General features: G+C 74.4%; 20 protein-coding genes and 1 pseudogene (1 of these 21 cut by a window edge). 9 read left to right on the top strand and 12 right to left on the bottom strand.

Going from position 1 to position 18,175, the window contains the following annotated elements; genetic code table 11:
- A pseudogene (locus tag ACFV4F_RS37415) lies at positions 1-194 on the top strand (amino acid transporter) (it extends 1,798 nt beyond the left edge of the window).
- 32 nt (positions 195-226) lie between these two features.
- On the opposite strand, the gene ACFV4F_RS37410 reads toward ACFV4F_RS37415, so the two are convergent.
- From ACFV4F_RS37410 to ACFV4F_RS37390, 5 genes are all read right to left on the bottom strand, one after another.
- Positions 227-496, bottom strand: coding sequence for a GlsB/YeaQ/YmgE family stress response membrane protein (locus tag ACFV4F_RS37410; protein ID WP_380495501.1), 270 nt, complete (start codon positions 494-496; stop codon positions 227-229).
- 95 nt (positions 497-591) lie between these two features.
- Positions 592-1,725, bottom strand: coding sequence for an ABC transporter ATP-binding protein (locus ACFV4F_RS37405; protein ID WP_380509525.1), 1,134 nt, complete (start codon positions 1,723-1,725; stop codon positions 592-594).
- A gap of 3 nt (positions 1,726-1,728) precedes the next feature.
- On the bottom strand, positions 1,729-2,559 hold the full coding sequence (locus ACFV4F_RS37400) for a carbohydrate ABC transporter permease (RefSeq protein ID WP_380509522.1): 831 nt from the start codon (positions 2,557-2,559) through the stop codon (positions 1,729-1,731).
- Positions 2,556-3,512, bottom strand: a complete 957-nt coding sequence (locus tag ACFV4F_RS37395) for a carbohydrate ABC transporter permease (RefSeq protein WP_380509519.1) — start codon at positions 3,510-3,512, stop codon at positions 2,556-2,558. The genes ACFV4F_RS37400 and ACFV4F_RS37395 overlap by 4 nt, the downstream gene beginning before the upstream one ends.
- Positions 3,509-4,771 (bottom strand): ABC transporter substrate-binding protein, encoded by a 1,263-nt coding sequence (locus ACFV4F_RS37390; RefSeq protein ID WP_380509516.1) that lies wholly within the window; start codon positions 4,769-4,771, stop codon positions 3,509-3,511. The genes ACFV4F_RS37395 and ACFV4F_RS37390 overlap by 4 nt, the downstream gene beginning before the upstream one ends.
- Before the next feature lie 185 nt (positions 4,772-4,956).
- Between ACFV4F_RS37390 and ACFV4F_RS37385 the strand changes: the two genes are divergently transcribed.
- On the top strand, positions 4,957-5,361 hold the full coding sequence (locus ACFV4F_RS37385; protein WP_380509513.1) for a hypothetical protein: 405 nt from the start codon (positions 4,957-4,959) through the stop codon (positions 5,359-5,361).
- A gap of 5 nt (positions 5,362-5,366) precedes the next feature.
- Here the strand turns inward: ACFV4F_RS37385 and ACFV4F_RS37380 are convergent, their stop codons facing one another.
- Both ACFV4F_RS37380 and ACFV4F_RS37375 read right to left on the bottom strand, forming a co-directional pair.
- The gene (locus tag ACFV4F_RS37380) at positions 5,367-6,260 is read right to left on the bottom strand and encodes a HEAT repeat domain-containing protein (protein ID WP_380509510.1); all 894 of its coding nucleotides are present in this window, start codon (positions 6,258-6,260) and stop codon (positions 5,367-5,369) included.
- 44 nt (positions 6,261-6,304) lie between these two features.
- Positions 6,305-7,027: a TetR/AcrR family transcriptional regulator gene (locus tag ACFV4F_RS37375; RefSeq protein ID WP_380509508.1), complete on the bottom strand. Its 723-nt coding sequence runs from the start codon at positions 7,025-7,027 to the stop codon at positions 6,305-6,307.
- A gap of 111 nt (positions 7,028-7,138) precedes the next feature.
- Between ACFV4F_RS37375 and ACFV4F_RS37370 the strand changes: the two genes are divergently transcribed.
- Positions 7,139-8,326, top strand: coding sequence for an FAD-dependent monooxygenase (locus ACFV4F_RS37370; RefSeq protein WP_380509505.1), 1,188 nt, complete (start codon positions 7,139-7,141; stop codon positions 8,324-8,326).
- Between the two features lie 36 nt (positions 8,327-8,362).
- On the opposite strand, the gene ACFV4F_RS37365 is transcribed toward ACFV4F_RS37370, so the two are convergent.
- A complete protein-coding gene (locus tag ACFV4F_RS37365) occupies positions 8,363-10,240 on the bottom strand; it encodes a hypothetical protein (RefSeq protein ID WP_380509503.1) in 1,878 nt (625 codons plus the stop codon).
- Positions 10,241-10,558: 318 nt separating this feature from the next.
- On the opposite strand from ACFV4F_RS37365, the gene ACFV4F_RS37360 reads away from it, so the two are divergent.
- The gene (locus ACFV4F_RS37360) at positions 10,559-11,188 is read left to right on the top strand and encodes a CBS domain-containing protein (RefSeq protein WP_380439746.1); all 630 of its coding nucleotides are present in this window, start codon (positions 10,559-10,561) and stop codon (positions 11,186-11,188) included.
- Positions 11,189-11,353: 165 nt separating this feature from the next.
- Positions 11,354-12,004: a beta-glucanase gene (locus ACFV4F_RS37355; protein WP_380439745.1), complete on the top strand. Its 651-nt coding sequence runs from the start codon at positions 11,354-11,356 to the stop codon at positions 12,002-12,004.
- A 64-nt stretch (positions 12,005-12,068) separates the two neighbouring features.
- On the opposite strand, the gene ACFV4F_RS37350 is transcribed toward ACFV4F_RS37355, so the two are convergent.
- Positions 12,069-12,455 carry a hypothetical protein gene (locus ACFV4F_RS37350; RefSeq protein ID WP_380439743.1) on the bottom strand — a complete coding sequence of 129 codons (387 nt, stop codon included), beginning with the start codon at positions 12,453-12,455 and terminating at the stop codon, positions 12,069-12,071.
- A 152-nt stretch (positions 12,456-12,607) separates the two neighbouring features.
- Here ACFV4F_RS37350 and ACFV4F_RS37345 point away from each other — a divergent pair, with 152 nt between their 5' ends.
- Entirely contained in the window at positions 12,608-12,925 is a 318-nt protein-coding gene (locus ACFV4F_RS37345; RefSeq protein WP_380509500.1) for a hypothetical protein, read from the top strand.
- Positions 12,926-13,052: 127 nt separating this feature from the next.
- On the opposite strand, the gene ACFV4F_RS37340 is transcribed toward ACFV4F_RS37345, so the two are convergent.
- Positions 13,053-13,463, bottom strand: a complete 411-nt coding sequence (locus tag ACFV4F_RS37340; RefSeq protein ID WP_359958273.1) for an organic hydroperoxide resistance protein — start codon at positions 13,461-13,463, stop codon at positions 13,053-13,055.
- 152 nt (positions 13,464-13,615) lie between these two features.
- Between ACFV4F_RS37340 and ACFV4F_RS37335 the strand changes: the two genes are divergently transcribed.
- The 3 genes from ACFV4F_RS37335 (at position 13,616) to ACFV4F_RS37325 (ending at position 15,689) form a co-directional block, all read left to right on the top strand.
- The gene (locus ACFV4F_RS37335) at positions 13,616-14,098 is read left to right on the top strand and encodes a MarR family winged helix-turn-helix transcriptional regulator (protein WP_380439739.1); all 483 of its coding nucleotides are present in this window, start codon (positions 13,616-13,618) and stop codon (positions 14,096-14,098) included.
- Positions 14,099-14,394: 296 nt separating this feature from the next.
- Complete coding sequence (locus ACFV4F_RS37330; RefSeq protein WP_380439737.1) at positions 14,395-14,985, top strand: RNA polymerase sigma factor; 591 nt, start codon at positions 14,395-14,397, stop codon at positions 14,983-14,985.
- Positions 14,982-15,689: a hypothetical protein gene (locus ACFV4F_RS37325; RefSeq protein ID WP_380509497.1), complete on the top strand. Its 708-nt coding sequence runs from the start codon at positions 14,982-14,984 to the stop codon at positions 15,687-15,689. The genes ACFV4F_RS37330 and ACFV4F_RS37325 overlap by 4 nt, the downstream gene beginning before the upstream one ends.
- A 72-nt stretch (positions 15,690-15,761) precedes the next feature.
- Here the strand turns inward: ACFV4F_RS37325 and ACFV4F_RS37320 are convergent, their stop codons facing one another.
- Both ACFV4F_RS37320 and ACFV4F_RS37315 read right to left on the bottom strand, forming a co-directional pair.
- A complete protein-coding gene (locus ACFV4F_RS37320) occupies positions 15,762-17,018 on the bottom strand; it encodes a hypothetical protein (RefSeq protein ID WP_380509494.1) in 1,257 nt (418 codons plus the stop codon).
- Positions 17,019-17,245: 227 nt separating this feature from the next.
- The gene (locus tag ACFV4F_RS37315; RefSeq protein ID WP_380509491.1) at positions 17,246-17,923 is read right to left on the bottom strand and encodes a GAP family protein; all 678 of its coding nucleotides are present in this window, start codon (positions 17,921-17,923) and stop codon (positions 17,246-17,248) included.
- Positions 17,924-18,175 lie beyond the last annotated feature (252 nt).

Raw genomic sequence — 18,175 nt, 5'->3', positions numbered from 1 at the left:
CGCTGCTGCTCCGGGTCAGGCACCTGACCGGGCAGCAGCCGCACATCTACTTCGAGTGGACGGAGGGCAACCCCTTCGCCCAGTTCCTGCGGTTCTTCCTGCTCGGGCAGGGCGAGATCGCGCCGGTCACCCGCGAGGTGCTGCGCGAGGCCGAGCCCGACCGCGGCCGCCGCCCGGCCGTGCACGTCGGCTGACGGGCCGCCCGGCCGGGAGCCGGACGAGGCCCCTAACGGCTCGGCCGGGACTTGGACCAGGCCGGTGCGACGAAGGCCACCAGCGCCACCGCGAACGCCAGTTGGAGGATGTGCCGGATCCAGTCGATGCCCGACGTGTGGCGCACGCCGACCCAGCCGGAGACCGCGTTGCCGAGCCAGGCGCCGGCGGCACCGAGCAGCATCGTCAGCCACCACGGGATCGACTGCGGCCCGCGCAGGATGAGCTTGGCCAGCACGCCCAGGACGAAGCCGATGAGCAGAATCCACAGGAGCTGGAACATCGCAGTCCACCTTTCGGGCGGGGCCGCCCCGTCGGGGTCCGTCCCATGATCGCCCGATTCGGCCGGACGGGCACCTCGGCGGGCCGCGCCGCTGGTCAGCGGGCCGCCGAGGTGAGCGCGGCGCCCGTGCCGGGGTCGAAGACGTGCATCCGGGCGGTGTCCACCCACAGCTCCAGCGGGTGGCCCTCGGCGGCCCGCGTGGTGGTGCCGATCCGGGCCACCACCTCGGGGCCGGCCCCGGCGCCCGAACCGGCACCGTTCCGCGCGGTGAAGTGCACGAACACGTCCGAACCGACCGACTCCAGCACCTCGACGCCCACCGTCACCGTCCGCCCGCCGCGCCCCTGCTCCAGCAGCGCCGCGTCCACCAAGTTCTCGGGGCCGATGCCCACGACCACCCGGCGCGGCGCGTCGGCCACCTCCAGCCCCCGCCGCAGCCGGTCGTCGAGGGGCAGCTCGCCCAGCGCGGTGCGCAGCGCACCCTCCTCCAGGGTCGCGTCCAGGACGTTCATGGCGGGCGAGCCGATGAAGCCGGCGACGAACAGGTTCACCGGGCGGTCGTAGAGCTCCTGCGGTGGGCCGACCTGCTGGACGACGCCGCCGCGCATCACCACGACGCGGTCGCCCAGCGTCATCGCCTCGACCTGGTCGTGGGTGACGTAGACCGTCGTGGTGCCCAGGCGGCGCTGGAGGCGGGAGATCTGGGTGCGCATCTGCACCCGCAGCCGGGCGTCCAGGTTGGACAGCGGCTCGTCCATCAGGAAGGCCTTCGGCGCGCGGACGATCGCCCGGCCCATCGCGACCCGCTGGCGCTGTCCGCCGGACAGCTGCGCCGGGCGGCGCTCCAGGTGCTCGGTGAGGTCGAGGACGCGGGCGGCCTCCTCGACCTTGCGGGCGATCTCCGCCTTGTCCGCCCCGGCCAGCCGCAGGGCGAAGCCCATGTTCTGGCGCACCGTCATGTGCGGGTAGAGGGCGTAGCTCTGGAACACCATGGCGATGTCCCGGTCCTTCGGTGCGAGGTCGTTGACGATCCGGCCGCCGATCCGCAGGGTGCCCGCGGTGATGTCCTCCAGGCCCGCGATCATGTTGAGGGTGGTGGACTTGCCGCACCCGGACGGGCCGACCAGGATCACGAACTCCCCGTCCGCGATGGTCAGATCGACGCCCCGCACGGCGACCGCGCCGTCCGGGTAGTGCTTGGTGAGTCCGTCCAGGACGAGCTCGGCCATCCGTCACCCCTTCACTGCGCCGGCGGTCAGGCCGGCCACGATGCGCCGCTGGAACAGCAGCACGAAGACCACGATCGGGACGGTGATCACCATGGCCGCCGCGGCGATCGACCCGGTCGGCTGCTGGAACTGCGAGCTGCCGGTGAAGAACGCGATCGCCGCCGGGACGGTCCGCGCGGCGCGGGTGGAGGTGAGCGAGATCGCGAACAGGAAGTCGTTCCAGCAGAAGATGAAGACCAGGATCGCCGTGGTGAACACCCCGGGCGCCGCCAGCGGGGCGATGACCAGCCGGAACGCCTGCCACGGCGTGGCGCCGTCGACCCGGGCCGCCTTCTCCAGGTCCCACGGGATCTCCCGGAAGAACGCGGACAGGGTGTAGATCGCCAGCGGCAGCGAGAAGGTCGTGTACGGGATGATCAGACCGGGCCAGGTGTCGAACAGGCCCAGCACGCGCTCGATGTCGAAGAGCGGGGACACCAGCGAGATCGGCGGGAACATCGCGATCAGCAGCGACATGCCGATCAGCAGCCGCTTGCCGGGGAAGCGCAGCCGGGCGACGGCGTAGGCGGCCATGGTGCCGAGCACGACGGCGACGGTGGTCGCGATGACGGCGATGCCGACCGAGTTGAGCAGCGCGCGGGTGAACTCGGAGGTGCGGAAGATGCCGCGGTAGTTATCCAGCGTCCAGCGGCGGGGCACGAAGTCGCCGTCGGTGAGGGTGCTCGGATCCTTGAAGGAGAGCGCGGCGATCCACCAGACCGGGAACAGCGCGTAGAGCACGACGACGGTGTTGACGATCGTCCACGCGGACCGGCGGCGGGTGTCGGCGTTCATCGGCGGTCCTCCCCGGCGCCCGGCGCCGCCGCGCCGAACACCGTGACGAAGACGAGGGCGATGGCCGCCACGCACAGGAAGACGAGGACCGAGATCGCCGAGCCGATGCCGAGGTTGAGGGCGGTGAACAGGTTGTCGTAGCCGAGGATCGAGACCGAGCCGGTGTTGTCGGAGCCGCCGGTCAGCACGTAGATGTCGTCGAAGACGCGGAACGCGTCGAGCGTGCGGAACAGCAGCGCCACGAGGATCGCCGGCTTCATCAGCGGCAGGACGACGAGGCGCAGGCGCTGCGCCGGGCCCGCGCCGTCCACCTGGGCGGCGCGCAGCGTCTCCTCGGGCACCAGGGCGAGGCCCGCGAGCAGCAGGAGCGCCATGAACGGCGTCGTCTTCCACACCTCCGCGAGGATGATCAGACCGATCGCCTGCCAGTGGTCGGTGAGCGGCGCGCTGCCCGCCGGGAGCAGGGCGGCCAGGTAGCCGGTGCCCGGCGTCCAGGCGTACTGCCACGAGTACGCGGCGACGACCGTCACGATGCCGTACGGCACCAGGACGGCGGTGCGGACGGTGCCCCGCCACAGGACCGTCCGGTGCATCACCAGGGCGAGCGCGAGGCCGAGCGCGAGCTCGACCGTCACCGAGACGACGGTGATCACGACCGTCACCCACAGCGCCTGCCACCAGTACGGGCTCGACAGCACGGCGGCGTAGTTGTCGAACCAGACGAAGCGGGCGTGCTGCGGGAAGCGCAGGTCGTAGCGCTGGAGCGAGAGGTAGACGGCGTAGCCGACCGGGTAGGCCGTGACCGCCGCCATCACGAGGACGGCCGGGGCGCACAGGAGCCAGCCGAGGCGGCGCTCGTCGCGGGAGCCGGCGGACGCCTTGGCCGCGGTGGTCGTCGGTGCGGTGGTCGTCGGTGCGGCAGGCGGCGGTGCGGTGGGCGGCGGTGCGGTCACGGGATCAGCCCCTTCGAGCCGAGTGCGTCCTTGATCTGGCCGGACAGGTCGGCGACGGTGCGTTCCGGGTCCACGGCGGACGGCGGCGACAGCGCGTGGGCGATGGCGATCGAGACGTTCTGGTAGGCGGGCGTCCGCGGGCGCAGCGAGGCGTTGTCGAGGGCGGTGAGGACGTCGGCGGCGAAGGGGTAGCTGTCGGTCAGCTCCGGTGCGGTGTACAGGCTCCGGAGGGAGGGCGGCAGGCCGCCCTTGAGCGCGTTGACGAGCTGGTTGTCGCGGTTGCGCAAGCAGAGCGTCGCCTCGTGGGCGAGGTCCGGGTGGTGGCCGTAGGCGCCGACGGCGAGGTCGATGCCGCCGATCGTGACGGCGGCCGGGCGGTCCGGGGTGACGGCGGGGTAGGGCGCCCAGCGGAAGTGGGGGAACAGGTCGGGGCGGTCGGCCTTCATCGCCGGGTAGACGAACGGGTAGTTGACCTCGAAGGCCGCCGTGCCGGACTCCAGGGCGAGCCGGTCCTGGTCCTCCATCTGGTTGGCGAGCGACGGGTCGGCGGCGGGGGAGCGGGCGAGGTCGCGGATGACGCCGGCCGCGGTGACGGCGGGCGGCCCGAGCGCCGGCGCGCTCGCGTCGGGGGTGAGGACCGAGCCGCCGGCGCTGCTCACGAGGGTGTTGAACCAGACGGTCAGGCCCTCGTACTGGGCGCCCTGCACCTCGACGTAGTGCGGCTTGCCCTGCTTGGCGAGGGCGTCCGCCTGCGCGAGCAGCTCGGTCCAGGTATGGGGCGGGGTGGGGGTCAGGTCGTCGCGGTACCAGAGGAGCTGGGTGTTGGAGTTGTACGGTGCGGCGTAGAGGCGGTCCTTCCAGGTGGCCGTCTCCAGTGCGGCGGGGAGGGTGTCGGCGGTGACCTCGTCCTTCTGCGCACCCGTCCACTCGCGGATCCAGCCCGCCTCCGCGAACTCCGGGGCCCACGTGACGTCCAGGCCCATGATGTCCACGCCCGCGTCGTGCGCGGCGAGCCGGCGGACGAGCTGCTGGCGCTGGCCGTCGGCGGTGCGCGGGAGCTTGTCGTACCGGATCGTGTAGCGCCCGCCGGAGGCCCGGCTGCAGGCGTCGGCGGCCTGTTGGAGGGCGCCGGAGTCGTCCGGGAAGTTGTACCAGTCGAGCGTCGCCGGGCCGGCGGTGGCGCTTCCGGTACCGCCGCAGGCGGTCAGCAGGAACGCGAGCAGCACCAACTGCGGCCGTGGGCAACGGCGTTTCGGCATGTCACTCCCGGACCTCCCGGACGACCCCGGGCTCGACGGCACGCGTCCCGCCACGCTAGGGCAACGGACGTGCACGGACGAGGACTTCGCGGCCGTGGCGCCGACCGACGGTTGCGCGGCGCCAGCGCGCGCGCCCCGCTGAGTACGATGTGCCCCCAACGGGTCGAGCGTTCACGGGGGACGGCATGACGGAGTTCGCGGCTTTCGGGTGTGAGGCGTGCTGCGCCGAGGACGCGCTGGTGGCGCGGGAGCACCACCACAGCTACAGCGGGGTCCGGATCGAGAAGATGATCCAGGACGACTCGCACTTCATCGTCTCCGTCAAGCGCTGTGAGCTCTGCTCGCAGGCGTTCGTGAGTGTCTTCACCGAGTACGTCGACTGGGCTGCCTCCAACGACGCCCAGTACCGGACGGTGCTCCCCGTCACGGACGCCGAGGCCGCCGACCTGATGGAGGGCCGCCTGACCCCGCACCAGGCCGGCGCCCTGGGCCGCGGCCGCCGCTACCTGCAGAGCGACTGGCCGAGCGACGCCGACGAACCTTCCGTCTACTGGAGCGGCGGGACGTTCGAGGTGCGGGAGGGGTACTGACGGGTTCAGCCCTCCAGGGCCGCCTCGGCCGCCGCGCGGACGTCGGGGTGCGGGTCGGCGGCCAGGGTGGTCAGGAGTTCGCGCGTGCCGGGGGTGGACCAGCGGTAGGCGGCCCATGCGACTGCCTCGCGGACGTCGGGGTGGGGGTCGGCGGCCAGGGTGGTGACGAGCTCGCGCGCGCCGGGGGTGGACCAGGCGTTGAGGGCCTGGACAAGGGCTTGGCGGACTTCGGGGGCGGGGTGGTCGGCCAGGTGGGCCACGCGCTCGACGGGGCCCCGGCGGCGCAGGGAGAACCAGTGGAGGGTGTCGCGGAGCTGGGCGGGGTCGCCCGGGGTGCCGGCGGCGTCGATGCGGGCGAGGAGGACGCGTGCGGGTGGGGGCGGGCCGTCCAGGGGGTGCGGATTGCGTTCGCGCAGGCGGCGGCTGCCGTACCCGCCGAGGACCCGGCACCCGTAGCACGTGCAGGGGCGGGTGCCGTGGGCGTCCGGGACGTAGCGCCAGCCGGTCACCTGCGGGGCGGTGCGGATCCGGTGGATCTCGCGGGAGGCCACGGCGCGGGAGAGGAAGACCTCCCAGCCGCGCGGGTCCGGCAGTGCGCGGATCCGGTGCACGGCCTCGGCGGCCGTCATCGGGAGCTGGGCGTCCTTGGCGCGGTCCCGGTAGTGGCCGGCCAGGACCGGTTCGTCGTCGGGCAGGCGGACGTGCACCGCGACGAGCCCGCCCGGCCTGCCGAACCGGGCCAGCTCGCGCAGCCACTGGTGGGTCAGGGTGTACGAGGGCAGGACGGGGAAGCAGTACACGCCGCGCGCGCCGCCCTGGCCGCGGCTGTCGGCCCGGATGCCGGCGCGGCGGACCCGCGGTGCGTCCGCGGTCGAGGTCAGGTGCACGAACATCGCCATGGGGCGGCATCGTAGCGACCGCTCCCCGGCCGCTTCGAATGGATTTACGGTCGGGCGGCGCGTCGCTCGATCAGGGCCGCCAGGCCGTCCAGGATCCGGGCGAGGCCGAAGTCCAGGGCGTTGTCCCGGCCGCCCGGTTCGGCCATCGCGGCGGCGAGGGCGGGGTAGTCGTCGGCATGCTGCCGGACCAGCCCGCTCAGGATGGTCAGGAGTCGGGCCTCGGGGGAGCCCTCCGCCCCGGCGGCGCGCGCCTGCTGGACGATGCCGCGGACGTGTCCGGCGAGCAGGACGGCGGCGTCCATGCGCTCGGCGCCGGTCAGACCGTGACCGTCCAGGGCGGACACGACCCGCTCCAGCCAGGCGAGTTCTTTCGGGCCCATCACGCGGGGTCCGACGGTGGCGTCGAGCAGCCACGGGTGGGCGACGAACGACCGTGTCAACTCCCGGGCCCAGGTGGCGAGGTGGTCCCGCCAGTGACCGTCCGCCGGTCCGGCCGGCGGCTCGGCCACGGCGAACTCGACCATCAGTGCGACGAGTTCGGCCTTGCCGGGGACGTACCGGTAGAGCGCCATCTTCGTGTAGTCGAGCAGTCCGGCGACGCGCTGCATCGAGACGGCGCCGAGGCCTTCCGTGTCCGCGACCTCGATGCCCGCCGCGGCGATCCGCTCCAGGCTGAGGGCCGGCTTCGGCCCGCGCGTGGGCTTGGCCGGCTGGCCCCAGAGGAGCCGGACGGTCTCGTTCGCCGGCTCGTCCACGTCTGCTGCCACGTCCGCTCCTCGGGCTCTTGCGTCCGGAATCAACTGTGTCTACCGTACACAGCAATGTAACTGTGTCTGATGGACGCAGTTATGGACTCGTTCCGGACGGAGTGGTTTCCCGTGAGCACCAAGGTCCTGATCTCGGGCGCGAGCATCGCCGGCCCTGCCCTCGCCCACTGGCTCGGCCGGTACGGCTTCGACGTCACCGTCGTCGAGCTGGCCCCCGCGCTGCGCGGCGGCGGGCAGGACGTCGACTTCCGTGGCGCGACCCACCTGACCGTGCTGGAACGGATGGGCGTGCTCGACGAGCTGCGCGCGCTCGGCACCGGTGGCAGTCCGATCACCTTCGTCGGCCCGGACGGGCGCAGGCTCCTCCACCTGCCCGCCGAGTTCGCGGGCGGCGACGTGGAGGTCCCGCGCGGCGAGCTGGCCCGACTGCTGCACCGGCGCAGCTCCGACCGCGCCGAGTACGTCTTCGGTGACTCGATCACCGCGCTGGAGGAGACGCCGAACGGGGTCCGGGTGGCCTTCCGGCGCGGCGCGGAGCGCGAGTTCGACCTGGTGATCGGCGCCGACGGGCTGCACTCCACCGTCCGGCGCCTCGCTTTCGGCCCCGAGGATCGGTACGTCCGCCACCTCGGCTACTACGCGGCCACCTGGCAGTTGCCCAACGACACCGGCCTGGCGCCCGGTTCGGTCGGGCTGAACGTGCCCGGCCGGCTCGCCGCGGTCGGTGCCGACCACCGCGACCCGACCCGGGCCGGCGCCTTCTTCCTCTTCGCGTCCCCCGAGCTCGTCCACGACCGCCACGACCCGGGGCAGCAGAAGGAATTCGTCCGGTCCGCGTTCGACGGCCTGGGCTGGGAGGTGCCCCGGCTCCTGGAGAGCCTGCGGGCCGCGCCCGAGCTGTACTTCGACTCGATCAGCCGGGCCGACGTCCCCGCGTGGTCGACCGGGCGGATCGGCCTGCTCGGCGACGCGGCCTGCGGTGCCACCATCGGCGGGATGGGCACCGGCACCGCCGTCGTGGCCGCGTACGTCCTCGCGGGAGAGCTGGCCCGGGCGCGCGGCGACCACCGCACCGCCTTCGCCCGCTACGAGCGCCTGCTGCGCGGCTATGCCCAGGGGTGCCAGAAGGGCGGGGACCGCACCGGCCCGTTCCTGGCGCCGCGCACCGCCGCCGGTCTGCGGGTGCGCAACGCGCTGCTGAACCGGCGGTGGGTGCTGGACCGGATGCTGGCGCTGGGCAAGCAGGTGAGCAGTGTCGAGCTGCCGGACTACGAGGCGGAGTCGGCGGTCGGGCGCTGAGGTCGGCCGGCGGAAGGGCGGTCAGCGGAAGGTTGGTCAGCGCAGTGGTGTGATGCGGGCGCCGTTGTCCAGGACGGCTTCGACCTGGGCGGTCGTGGGGGCCGGGCGTTCGAGGGCGAGGGTGTGGTCCGGGGCGGGGCGGTCGGCGGACCAGTCGGGGCCCTTGACGGTGAGCCGGGTGACGCGGCGGCTGCCGGCGGCGAGGAGGAACTCGGTGCCCTGCGGGGAGCGCCACCACGTGGAGCCGACGGTGTCCTGCTCGAAGCGGCTGCACGCCCGGCCCTGGCCGCCGCCGGTGCGCTGGGGGCCGCGGGCGGAGGGCAGCAGGACGGTGGTCGCGGCGCTGCCGTCGCCGTTCCAGCGGTCGGTGCGCAGGCACGTCCAGGTCGCGGTGCCCGCGTTCTGCGGCAGGGGCTGGACGGCGAACGCCCAGAGTTCGAGCTGTTTGACACCGGGTGTGGCGTCCGGGACGGCACACCCGCCGTGCGCCCAGGCGACGAGCGCGTCCGGACCGGTGGCCTCGCGCGGTGCGCGCGCAGGGCCGGGGCCGCCGGTGGGGGTGGGGGTGCCCTGGGCGGGCGGCGGGGTGTAGGTGAGGTGGGCGGGCACGAGGCCGCCGACGTCGGCGAGGAGGAAGGTGTGCTTCTCGGCGACCACGGGGGAGGAGTGCAGCTGGAGCACGGTGGCACCCTGGCAATCGGCGAGGGCGCCGGTCGGCGCCGCCGCGGTGATGCCGTCCGGGTGGTCCAACGCGCGTGCGGGGGCGTCGGGTTGGTCGATCCGTCGGGTCTCGGCGGCATCCACCCAGGGGGCCAGGAGGTAGCGGGCGGTGGTGCCCTGGCGGCGCAGCACGACGGCGCCCGCCGTCGTCACGTCGGAGTCGTCGGCGCGGGCGAGGTCCAGGCCGCCGCCGGGGCCGTCGGTGTAGCGGGCGAGGTGCGGGCCGTCGTACAGGACGACGACGGCGGTGCCGTCCACCGTGCCGGCGAACAGCAGGCTCGGCGTGGTGGCGGGCGGGGTGGCGTCGGCGCCGGGCTCGACGCGGGTCAGCGCGCCGGGGTGGGTCCAGGCGGCGAGGGCGCGGCCGAGCAGGGCGTCGTCGTCGCGGCGGTCGCCGCGCGCGGGCCAGGCGGTGAAGTCGAGCCGGGCGGTGTGCTGCCACTGGTCGGCCGGGACGTGGCCGAGCTTGGCCGGGTCGACGACCGAGCCGGCCGGGGCGACGACCAGCGGGCGGCTTTGCGGGGTGACGCCGGAGCCGCCGCCGAGGACGGCCGCGGTGGTGGTGAGGCCGAGGACGGCCACGGCGAGCGCGGCGGTGCGGGCACGGCGACGGCGCAGCAGGTCGGTGGCCTGGACGCGGACGGCGCACGGGTCGAAGGCGGGCGGTTCCGTGTCCGCGCGCAGGCCGGCGGCGGCCTCGATCGCGTCCTCCGGGCGCTCGACTCCCGCACAGCGCAGGACCTCCGCCACGCGCTCCGGCGTGAGCTCCTCGACCGCGTGCAGGGCGAACGCCACCCGCGCCGGCGCGGCGAGCCCGGCGAGCGCCCGGTCCAGCTCCGCGTCCGCCTCGTCGCCGTGCGGGGTGAACAGCCGCAGTCCCCACGCGCGGGGTGCCAGCAGCCGGTGGGCGGGGTGCGGGCGCAGGGCGGCGAGCAGGACGCGGTGGCGGAGCGCGCCGTAGACGGGGTCGTCGTCGACGCCGTCCGCCGGACCGGAGCGGCGGGTCCAGCGGGACGGCAGCGCGCGCTGGACGGCGGCGTGTGCGGCGAGCACCCGGCTGTGCCGGTCGCGGTCGGCGGGCAGGGCGAGGTAGGCGAGCCGGGCCAGCCGCCGGTAGTGGCGCACCAGGGCGGCCTCGGCCTGGGCCACCGGGTGCCGGGACGGCTGCGCGGCGGTGTCTGTCGGTCCTGCCAACGGGCCCTCCCCGGAGCATGATCGTGTCGTGGTGGACGGTCCAACGAGTCGATCATGTGATGGTTGCGCCGTTCGGGCCGGCGGATCGCCGCTCGGGCGGGCGGACCGGTGCGCGGGGCCCGGTGCGCGGGGCCCGGCCCTCCGCTGTCGGCACCGCGTTCGGACCGGGGGCCGTAGGTCCCACCCGTTCGGCCCCTTGGCCCCTGGCGATCGCCGCCGTCGGGGGCCATGCTGCGGGTACCGGCCGGAAGGAACCGTCCGGAGGAACCCGTTGGACGAGGTGAACCTGCGTTGCGGCATGCCACCGTCGAATCAGTGATGACCAGCCCGGTGGTCCGGGTCGCGCCCGAGACCGGCTTCCGGGAGATCGTCGCGCTGCTGACCGACTACGACATCACCGGCGTGCCGGTGGTCGACGCCGACGGCCGGCCGCTGGGCGTCGTCTCGGAGGCGGACCTGCTGCGCACCCTCGCCGCCCAGGAGGACACGGGCAGCCTGTTGCCGGCCCCGGAGTCGGCGCAGGCGGGGCCCGGCGGCACCGTCACGGCGGCGGACCTGATGACGACGCAGCCGGTCTGCACCACGCCCGGCACCAGCGTCGTCGCGGCGGCCCGGCTGATGAGCCGGCACGGGCTGAAGCGCCTGCCGGTGCTGGACGAGGACGGCCGCGTGATCGGCATGGTGAGCCGCGGGGACCTCCTGCGGGTGTTCCTGCGCGAGGACCGGGTGATCCGGCGCGAGATCGTCGAGGAGGTGCTCGGGCGGATCGACGGCGTCAGCCCGGCCGAGATCGGCGTGGAGGTCGACCAGGGCCGGGTGGTGCTCAGCGGCACCGTGCCGGAGCCGCACCTCGTGCCGATCGTGCTGAACCTGTGCCGCTCGGTGGACGGCGTGGTGTCGGTGACCGACCGGCTCGACTCCGGGGGCGCGACCGCCGTCGTCGGTTGATGGTTCGCCGTCAACTCCGGGGGGGAAAGCTGGAGTTGACGGTGCCCGTGGGAAGGGCCCGGATAGCCCGGTTCACCTCCGCATACTGCGGAGCGTATCGGGTAACTCACTCTGTGTGCCCGGCGGGCAGGACTGCCGGGTCGGCGGAGCACCGGGGAGGCGGCCGTGGCAGTCGTGTTCGACGCGGACTTCACTTCGACCAGGCAGTGGATCGCCGGGCGCAGCAGCGCGTATCCCCGGATGGGGCCGACGAACCGGAGCGACCACAAACTCGACTACCTCAGCCGCTCGTACTGCCCCGGGGGCGTTTTCACGGCTGCCCGCCGGCACGCGGGCGGGCTGTGGACGTGCAGCCTGCTGACCACCGAGGGCAGTCCCGAGGGCTTCCAGGTCCGCACCGGGGACGAGCTGTCGGCGCTCGTCACGCTGCCCGTCGACGTCGGCGCGTGGCCGGCGATCTGGACCTGGCGGGACGGCGGCAACGAGGTGGACGTCTTCGAGTACCACCCGGACCACCCTGACCTCCTGGAGGTCTCCAACCACGTCCGCGGCGGGTTCCGGTACTGGCACGGCGAGGGCAGCGGCATCGGCCCGGGCGCGACCTTCGGGATGCGCGTGGTGTTCGGCGCGCACTCGGTGGACTGGTACGTCGGGGACGAGCTCGTGTACGCCGACCTGCACGGGGTCGGGGCGGGCTGGCACGCGTACCTGATCGTCAACCTGTCGGTGGCGGACGGGGTGTACCACGACCGGCCGGCGGTCGGCGGGCCGGACCGGCTCAGCTGGGTGTGCCACAGCCTGACCGTGGAGAGATGAGCCCCGGAGCCGGCGGGGTGTTCGGGGCGTTCGGGGCGTTCAGCTCGGTCGGTGTTCGGGGCGTTCAGCTCGGTCGGTGTTCGGGCGGGAACGTGGCGATGATCGGACCGCGCGGGCCGGAGCGCTGGAACCAGACGACCCGGCGGTGCCGGCCGATGTGCGCGGGGTGCGTCACGTAGAGGTCGTCGCGCGGGGCGGTCTCGTTGCCCGGCGCGAGGGCAGCGTCCACGGCGTCGGCGGCGATCGTGTCCAGCAGCGCGCGGGCGGTGGCCTCGGCGGCGGCCGGGGCGATGGCGAGGGCGGTGAGCTCGGCCCACAGCGCGGCGGAGACGTACGAGATCGGCGAGTGGCCGAGCGCGGGGTGCGGGCGGCCGTCCGGGTGGCGGCGGAGCACCCCTGCGGCGACGAGCTGCTCGGCGGAGCGCTCGCCGGCCGGTGTGTGGTGGTCCATGGGCCGAACGCTACCCCGGCCCGGAGCGCCGGTGGCGCCGGAACGTTTTCTCACGCTTTCCTCAGCGCACTTCGGGGGTCCGCGGGCGCACGATGGTGGTACTGGCGACAGTCACCTCGACAGGCCCGCCGTGGCCGGAGGAGGAGGTCCCGATGAGGCACTGGCACGGGTACGTGCACCACGGGCTGGGCGGCTGGGGCATCGGCCTGATGGTGCTCGTGATGCTGCTGGTCCTGGTGCTGCTGGTGCTCGCCGTCGTCGCCCTGTCCCGGTACGTCTCGCGCTCGCACCGGCCGCTGCCGCAGGGCGCGGCCGCCGCCGGGCCGCTGAGGGCGGGGATGACCGGGCCGACCCCGGAGCAGCTGCTCGCGGAGCGGTTCGCCCGCGGGGAGATCGACGCGGACGAGTACCGGCTCAGACTGGACACGTTGCGGTCCGCGAACGGGCCGGGTCCGGGTCCGGGCGGGTGAGGCGGGGGTACGGGCCGGGGCCCGCCGCATCGGGGGTGTGCGGCGGGCCCCGGAGGTCCGTGGCGGCGGTTCGCCGCGGCTGCCCGCTGCCGTGATCGGGTGATCGGGCGGGGCGGCGGCCGGACGGCTACTCGACGACGAGCTCGACCGGGATGTTGCCGCGGGTGGCGCGGGAGTACGGGCACACCTCGTGCGCCTGCTTGACCAGCAGCTCGCCGTTCTCGCCCGCGAGCGACTCGGGCAGCTCGACGCGCAGCACGACGGAGAGGCCGAAGCCGGCGCCGTCCTTGCCGATGGAGACCTCGGCGGTCACCGAGACCTCGCTGGTGTCGACCCGGGCCTGCCGGCCGACCAGGCCCAGCGCGCTGGCGAAGCAGGCCGCGTAGCCGGCCGCGAACAGCTGCTCCGGGTTGGTGCCCTGTCCGCTGCCGCCGAGTGCGGGCGGCATCGCCAGGGCGAGGTCCAGCTGCCCGTCGGAACTGACGGCGCGGCCCTCACGGCCGTTCGCGGTGGCGGCTGCGGTGTAGAGCGCGTCCATGATGCGTTCCCTTCTGCTGTTCCTGCTGGTCTGCTTTTCCGGCTTCGCTCCCGCTGCGGTGCTCCGCTGCGGCGTCCTGCCGATGACAAGTAGAGCACGCAATTCAATTGCGCACAACTCAATCGCGTGAACCCGATCGGTACCATGGGTGCATGACCACGCCTCCCGGACACCCCGCCGCGTCGGACGAGCGCCTGCTCCGCCTCGACCAGCAGATCTGCTTCTCGCTGAACGCGGCCTCCCGCGCCTTCGGCGGCGTCTACCGGGTGCTGCTCAAGGACCTCGGGCTCACCTACCCGCAGTACCTCGTCATGCTCGTCCTGTGGGAGGACGGCGAACTGCCGGTCAAGCGGATCGGCGAGCGCCTGCGGCTGGACTCCGGCACGCTGTCGCCGCTGCTCAAGCGGCTGGAGGCGGCAGGCCTGGTGCGCCGCGAGCGCAGCCCGGAGGACGAGCGGTCGGTGACCGTCGCGCTCACCCCGGAGGGCGTCGCGCTGCGCGAGCGCGCCGGGCAGGTGCCGCGCCGGCTGCTCACCGCGACCGGGATGCCCGTCGAGGACCTCGCCGCGTTGCGCGTCCTGCTGGACCAGGTGACCGCGGCGCTGGACTCGGCGGCCGTCGAACCGGTCGAGTAGGCCCGGCCCTGCCGGGTCCGGTGTGGTCGGTCGAGTGGGGCCGCGCGCCGCGGGTCAAGTCGGCGAAACCCTTGAGTGTGATCTGCGTCACTGTCGCGCCGGGCCGGTAGGCCGGACGGGCCGGAACCGGCAGGTCAGCGCGGGTGTCCGGAAGTGAACGGAAGCGGTCGATTATTGCCCACCGCTTCGGGTCAACAACCCGCCGCTCCGGGACGGTTACACCACGAGCCCCCCGCGGGGCCGTCGGCGTGCCAACCGGTGGGCCGGCCGACCGACTCACCGAAAAGGGGAAGCGCGTGCCGACCACCCCCGGGCCGGGCGAGGAGCACGACGTGCGGACGGACCCGCTCGACGGCCTTCCGGCCGACTTCGAGGCCTTCTTCACCCGCGAGAACCCCGGCTACCTCCGGTACGCGCAGCAGCGGCTGCGCCACCGCGAGGACGCGCAGGACGCCGTCCAGAACGCCGGTGCCGTGCTCTACCAGAACTGGCGCAGGGCCCTGGCCAGCGCCGATCCGCGGGCCTTCGCGTTCAAGGTCCTCAAGGACGCGATCGTGGACGTCCTGCGCGAGCGCCACCGCGCCGAGCGCAAGCGGCTCCGGGTGATCGCCCAGCGGCGCCCGGACACCAGCCAGGACGAGCTGGAGGAACTCGCCGAACTCGACGCCCTGGACTGGGCGATGGACGAACTCGCGCGCAGCGCCCCGGTCCAGGCCGACGTCGTCCGGCTGCGGCAGGCGGGCCTCTCCTACCCGGACATCGGCCGCGCGCTCGGCATCGCGCACACCACCGCCCGCACCTACTACAGCCTCGGGCGGCGGCACCTGGAGTACCTGCTGGAGCACGCCAGCGGCGGCGAGTCGGGCGAGGGGCGGGCGGCGGAATGAACCTCGGCGACCTGCTGCGGGCGGACTCCGCCGGGCTGGAGAGGGAGTTCCGCGACCACGACCCGGCGGACTTCACCCGGCGCCTCGCCGACCGGCTCGCGGCCGACGGCCCCGAGGGCGGGCGCCCGGCCGCCGAGCGGCCGGGCACGGGCCGGGACCGCACCGTCCGCCCGGCCGCCGGCCGCCGCACCGGCGCGGCCCGCCGGGACGGCGCGGGGCGCGCGGAACTCCGGCGCGACCTGCGGCACCTGTGCTGGGGCGTGGCGGGCACGGTCGAGCCGTGCGAACTCGCGCTGGACCTGGAGCTCGCCGAGAAGGCGGCCTTCCGGACCCTCGGCTGCCTGCTGTACGGCATGGACCGCACCGCCGACGCCGTCTTCTGGTGGCGGATCGCCGCGCAGTACGGCGACCAACTCGCCGTCCACTGCCTGGCGGTGCACTACGCGGCCGAGGGCCAGGACGGCGACGCGGCCCGCTGGGCCGTCCAGGCGCAGGACCTCAGCGCCCCGGGCCGGCTGCCCGCCCTCGCCCCCGACGTGCGGCCGGACGGGGCCGCGGAGCTGGTGCGGCTGCTGGCGGAACGTTTCGACGGCGAGATCGTGCTGACGCTCCGGGAGATACCGGCCGCGGTGAGCCCACGGGCGGACGACGGCCGGCTGGGCGTGCGGGCGGTGCGGGGGAGGGGGCCGGCGCGGATCCGCTGACGACGACGGCCCCCGCCCGCCCGCACGTGACGTGGGGGAGGGCGGGGGCCGATCACCGTGGGCAGCCGGTGGCTAGCCCTTCTTGGAGATGAAGTCGAACAGGCCGGCCGCCACGTCGTCCAGGTACGGACCGGCCTGGTACTTCAGCGCGTCGTTGCCGACCGACACGTTGCTGACCAGGGCCGGCTTGCCGTCCTTGGTCGACAGCCAGCCGCCGCCGCTCGAACCGCCGGTCATCGAGCAGCCGATCGCCAGCATCGGCGGGCGCGACGGGTCGAAGGACATCCGGGACGGCTTGCCGCCCGGGCAGTGGTTCAGCTCCAGCCCGTCGAACGGGGGAGCGGCCGGGTAGCCGTAGTTGGTGATGTTGAGCTGGTCGCGCGGGGCGTTGAACCAGACCGGCACCGCGCCGCCGACCGTCTCCTCCAGCGACTTGCCCGTGTCGTTCTCCGGCTTCACCCGCAGGATCGCGAAGTCGTACTGGGCGGCCGGGCCGACCTCGCCGCCCTCGGCCTCCCAGACCGGGGAGGTCACGTGGTTGACGGCGCCCCACTCGCCGTACGGCGCGTACTGCGAGACGTCGGTCGGACGCTTGCCGCCGCTGACGGCGCCGCCCGCGTTGAAGTCCGGGATGAAGACGATGTTCTCGTTGAACGTCGAGCCCTTGCCCTGGTGGGCGCAGTGCCCGGCGGTCCACACCAGGTTGCTCTTGCCCGGGTGCGCCGGGTCGGCGACCACGGTGCCCGAACACACGTAGTGCTGGCCGAGCTTGCCCGGGTCGAGGGTCGCGGCGCCGGGCTTGTCGAAGAAGATCTTCCCGAACACGGCCAGGTTCTTGGCGTACGGGTGGGCGTCCGCCTGGGCCTCGACGCTCTGCGGCGGGGCGTCGTTGCCGCCGTCGGCGGGCGGCTGGGTGCTCGCGCCGGTGGGCTGCGCGGTCGGCTGCGGGGCCTGGGTGGGCTGGCCGGTGGGCGTGGTCGCCGGCGGCTTCAGCTGGTCGACCGGCTTGGCGGCGAGGAGCTTCTCGACGGTCCAGTAGCCCTTGGCGACGGCCGGGGCCGCGTAGTCCTTGGCCCACTTCTCCCAGTCGGCGGTCTTCCACTTCTTGAGGTCGTCGAGGTTGGCCGGCAGCCCGAGCCCGGGCGCCTTGCCGCTCGCGGCGGCGGTGGCCGCGGCGCTCGTGGCGGCCGCGGTCGCGGCCGTGGAGGCCGCCGCGTCACTGGAGCTGTTGTCCGGCCCGCAGGCGGAGGTGGCGAGGAGCGTCAGCGTCAGAGTGGACGCCGCGAGGGCGGCGCGCGCGGTGTGCTGGGTACGACGTATCGATGACATGGACGTTCGTGTCCCCCGTGGATGTCGGCCCGGCGTCGTAACGGCAGCGCCGGGTATTGCGCAGAGGAGTATGTCATCAACCGTCAGACCCGCGCACATTCGGTCGAAGTGGTGGATACGGGCCACCGCGCGGCTCTTGGGGGAGCGGCGTCGTTCGGGAACGGCGGGTCTGCTCGGCTCGCGCGGGGTCTGCCCGGCTCGCGCGGGTCTGCCCGGCTCACGCGGGTTCACGCGAGGCCGGTGAGGGCGTCGCCGAGGTAGGTGGTGCCGAGGACGGCAAGGACCGTCGTCGTGATCGCGGTGTGGTGGGCGGACATCCAGGCCTTCCACTCGCCCAGGGTGCGCGCGGAGCCGTCGCCGCCCAGGAGGTGTACCGCGAGCGGCAGCAGCGTGCACAGCGAGGCGATGAGCACCATCAACGTGCCGGCCACCGCCTTGCCCGCGTCGCTCGTCGGGCTCGCGGCGACGGAGGCGGCGCCGCCGACGGCCAGGACGACGTCCTTCGGGCTCGCGGCGGCGAGGGCCGCCCCGAGACGGGCCGATCGACCCGCGGTGAAGCGGCGCACCGAGCGCATCCAGCCCGGCGGCGCGTTGACGTGGCCCTCGCGCGGCCGGTCCCGCCACTGCCCGAGCGCCAGCAGCACGAGCAGCGTGCCCAGCGCGAGCTTGAGCCAGGACGGCCAGGTGGGCTCGCCGCCGGGGGCCGGCCTGCTGCCGGCCGTCACGACGACCGCCACGACGACCGCCACGATCGCACCCAGGGCGGCCGCCCGGCCCACCGTCAGGGCGAGCGCGTTGGCGCGACCGCGCCGAGCGGCCAGCATGAGGATCGCCGCGATCAGCGGACGCGGGCCGATCGCGATGCCCGCGGCCGACGCCAGCATCGCACCGACTGCCTCACCCATCCCCGCTCCCGCTCTGGACGACGGGGTCCTCCTCCGTCCATGGTCCGCCCCGGGCCGCCGTGGGCACAACGTCGGCGCGACGCAGGCACGACGTCTTGCGCGGGTACGCGCGGGCGGCGTCGGACACGGCCGAGGGGCGGGGCGCCCCCCCGGGGGCCGCCCCCCGGCGCCCCCGGGGGGGGGGGCGATAGGTGGCGGGCGCGACGGGCCCCCGCGGGGGGGGGGCGGCCGCGGCCCCGCCCCGCGCCCCGC

This window comes from Kitasatospora sp. NPDC059722 (assembly GCF_042733235.1).
Classification (GTDB): Bacteria; Actinomycetota; Actinomycetes; order Streptomycetales; family Streptomycetaceae; genus Kitasatospora.
The sequence above is the reverse complement of the archived record's forward strand: the minus strand, read 5'-3'. Positions and strand labels throughout refer to the sequence as shown.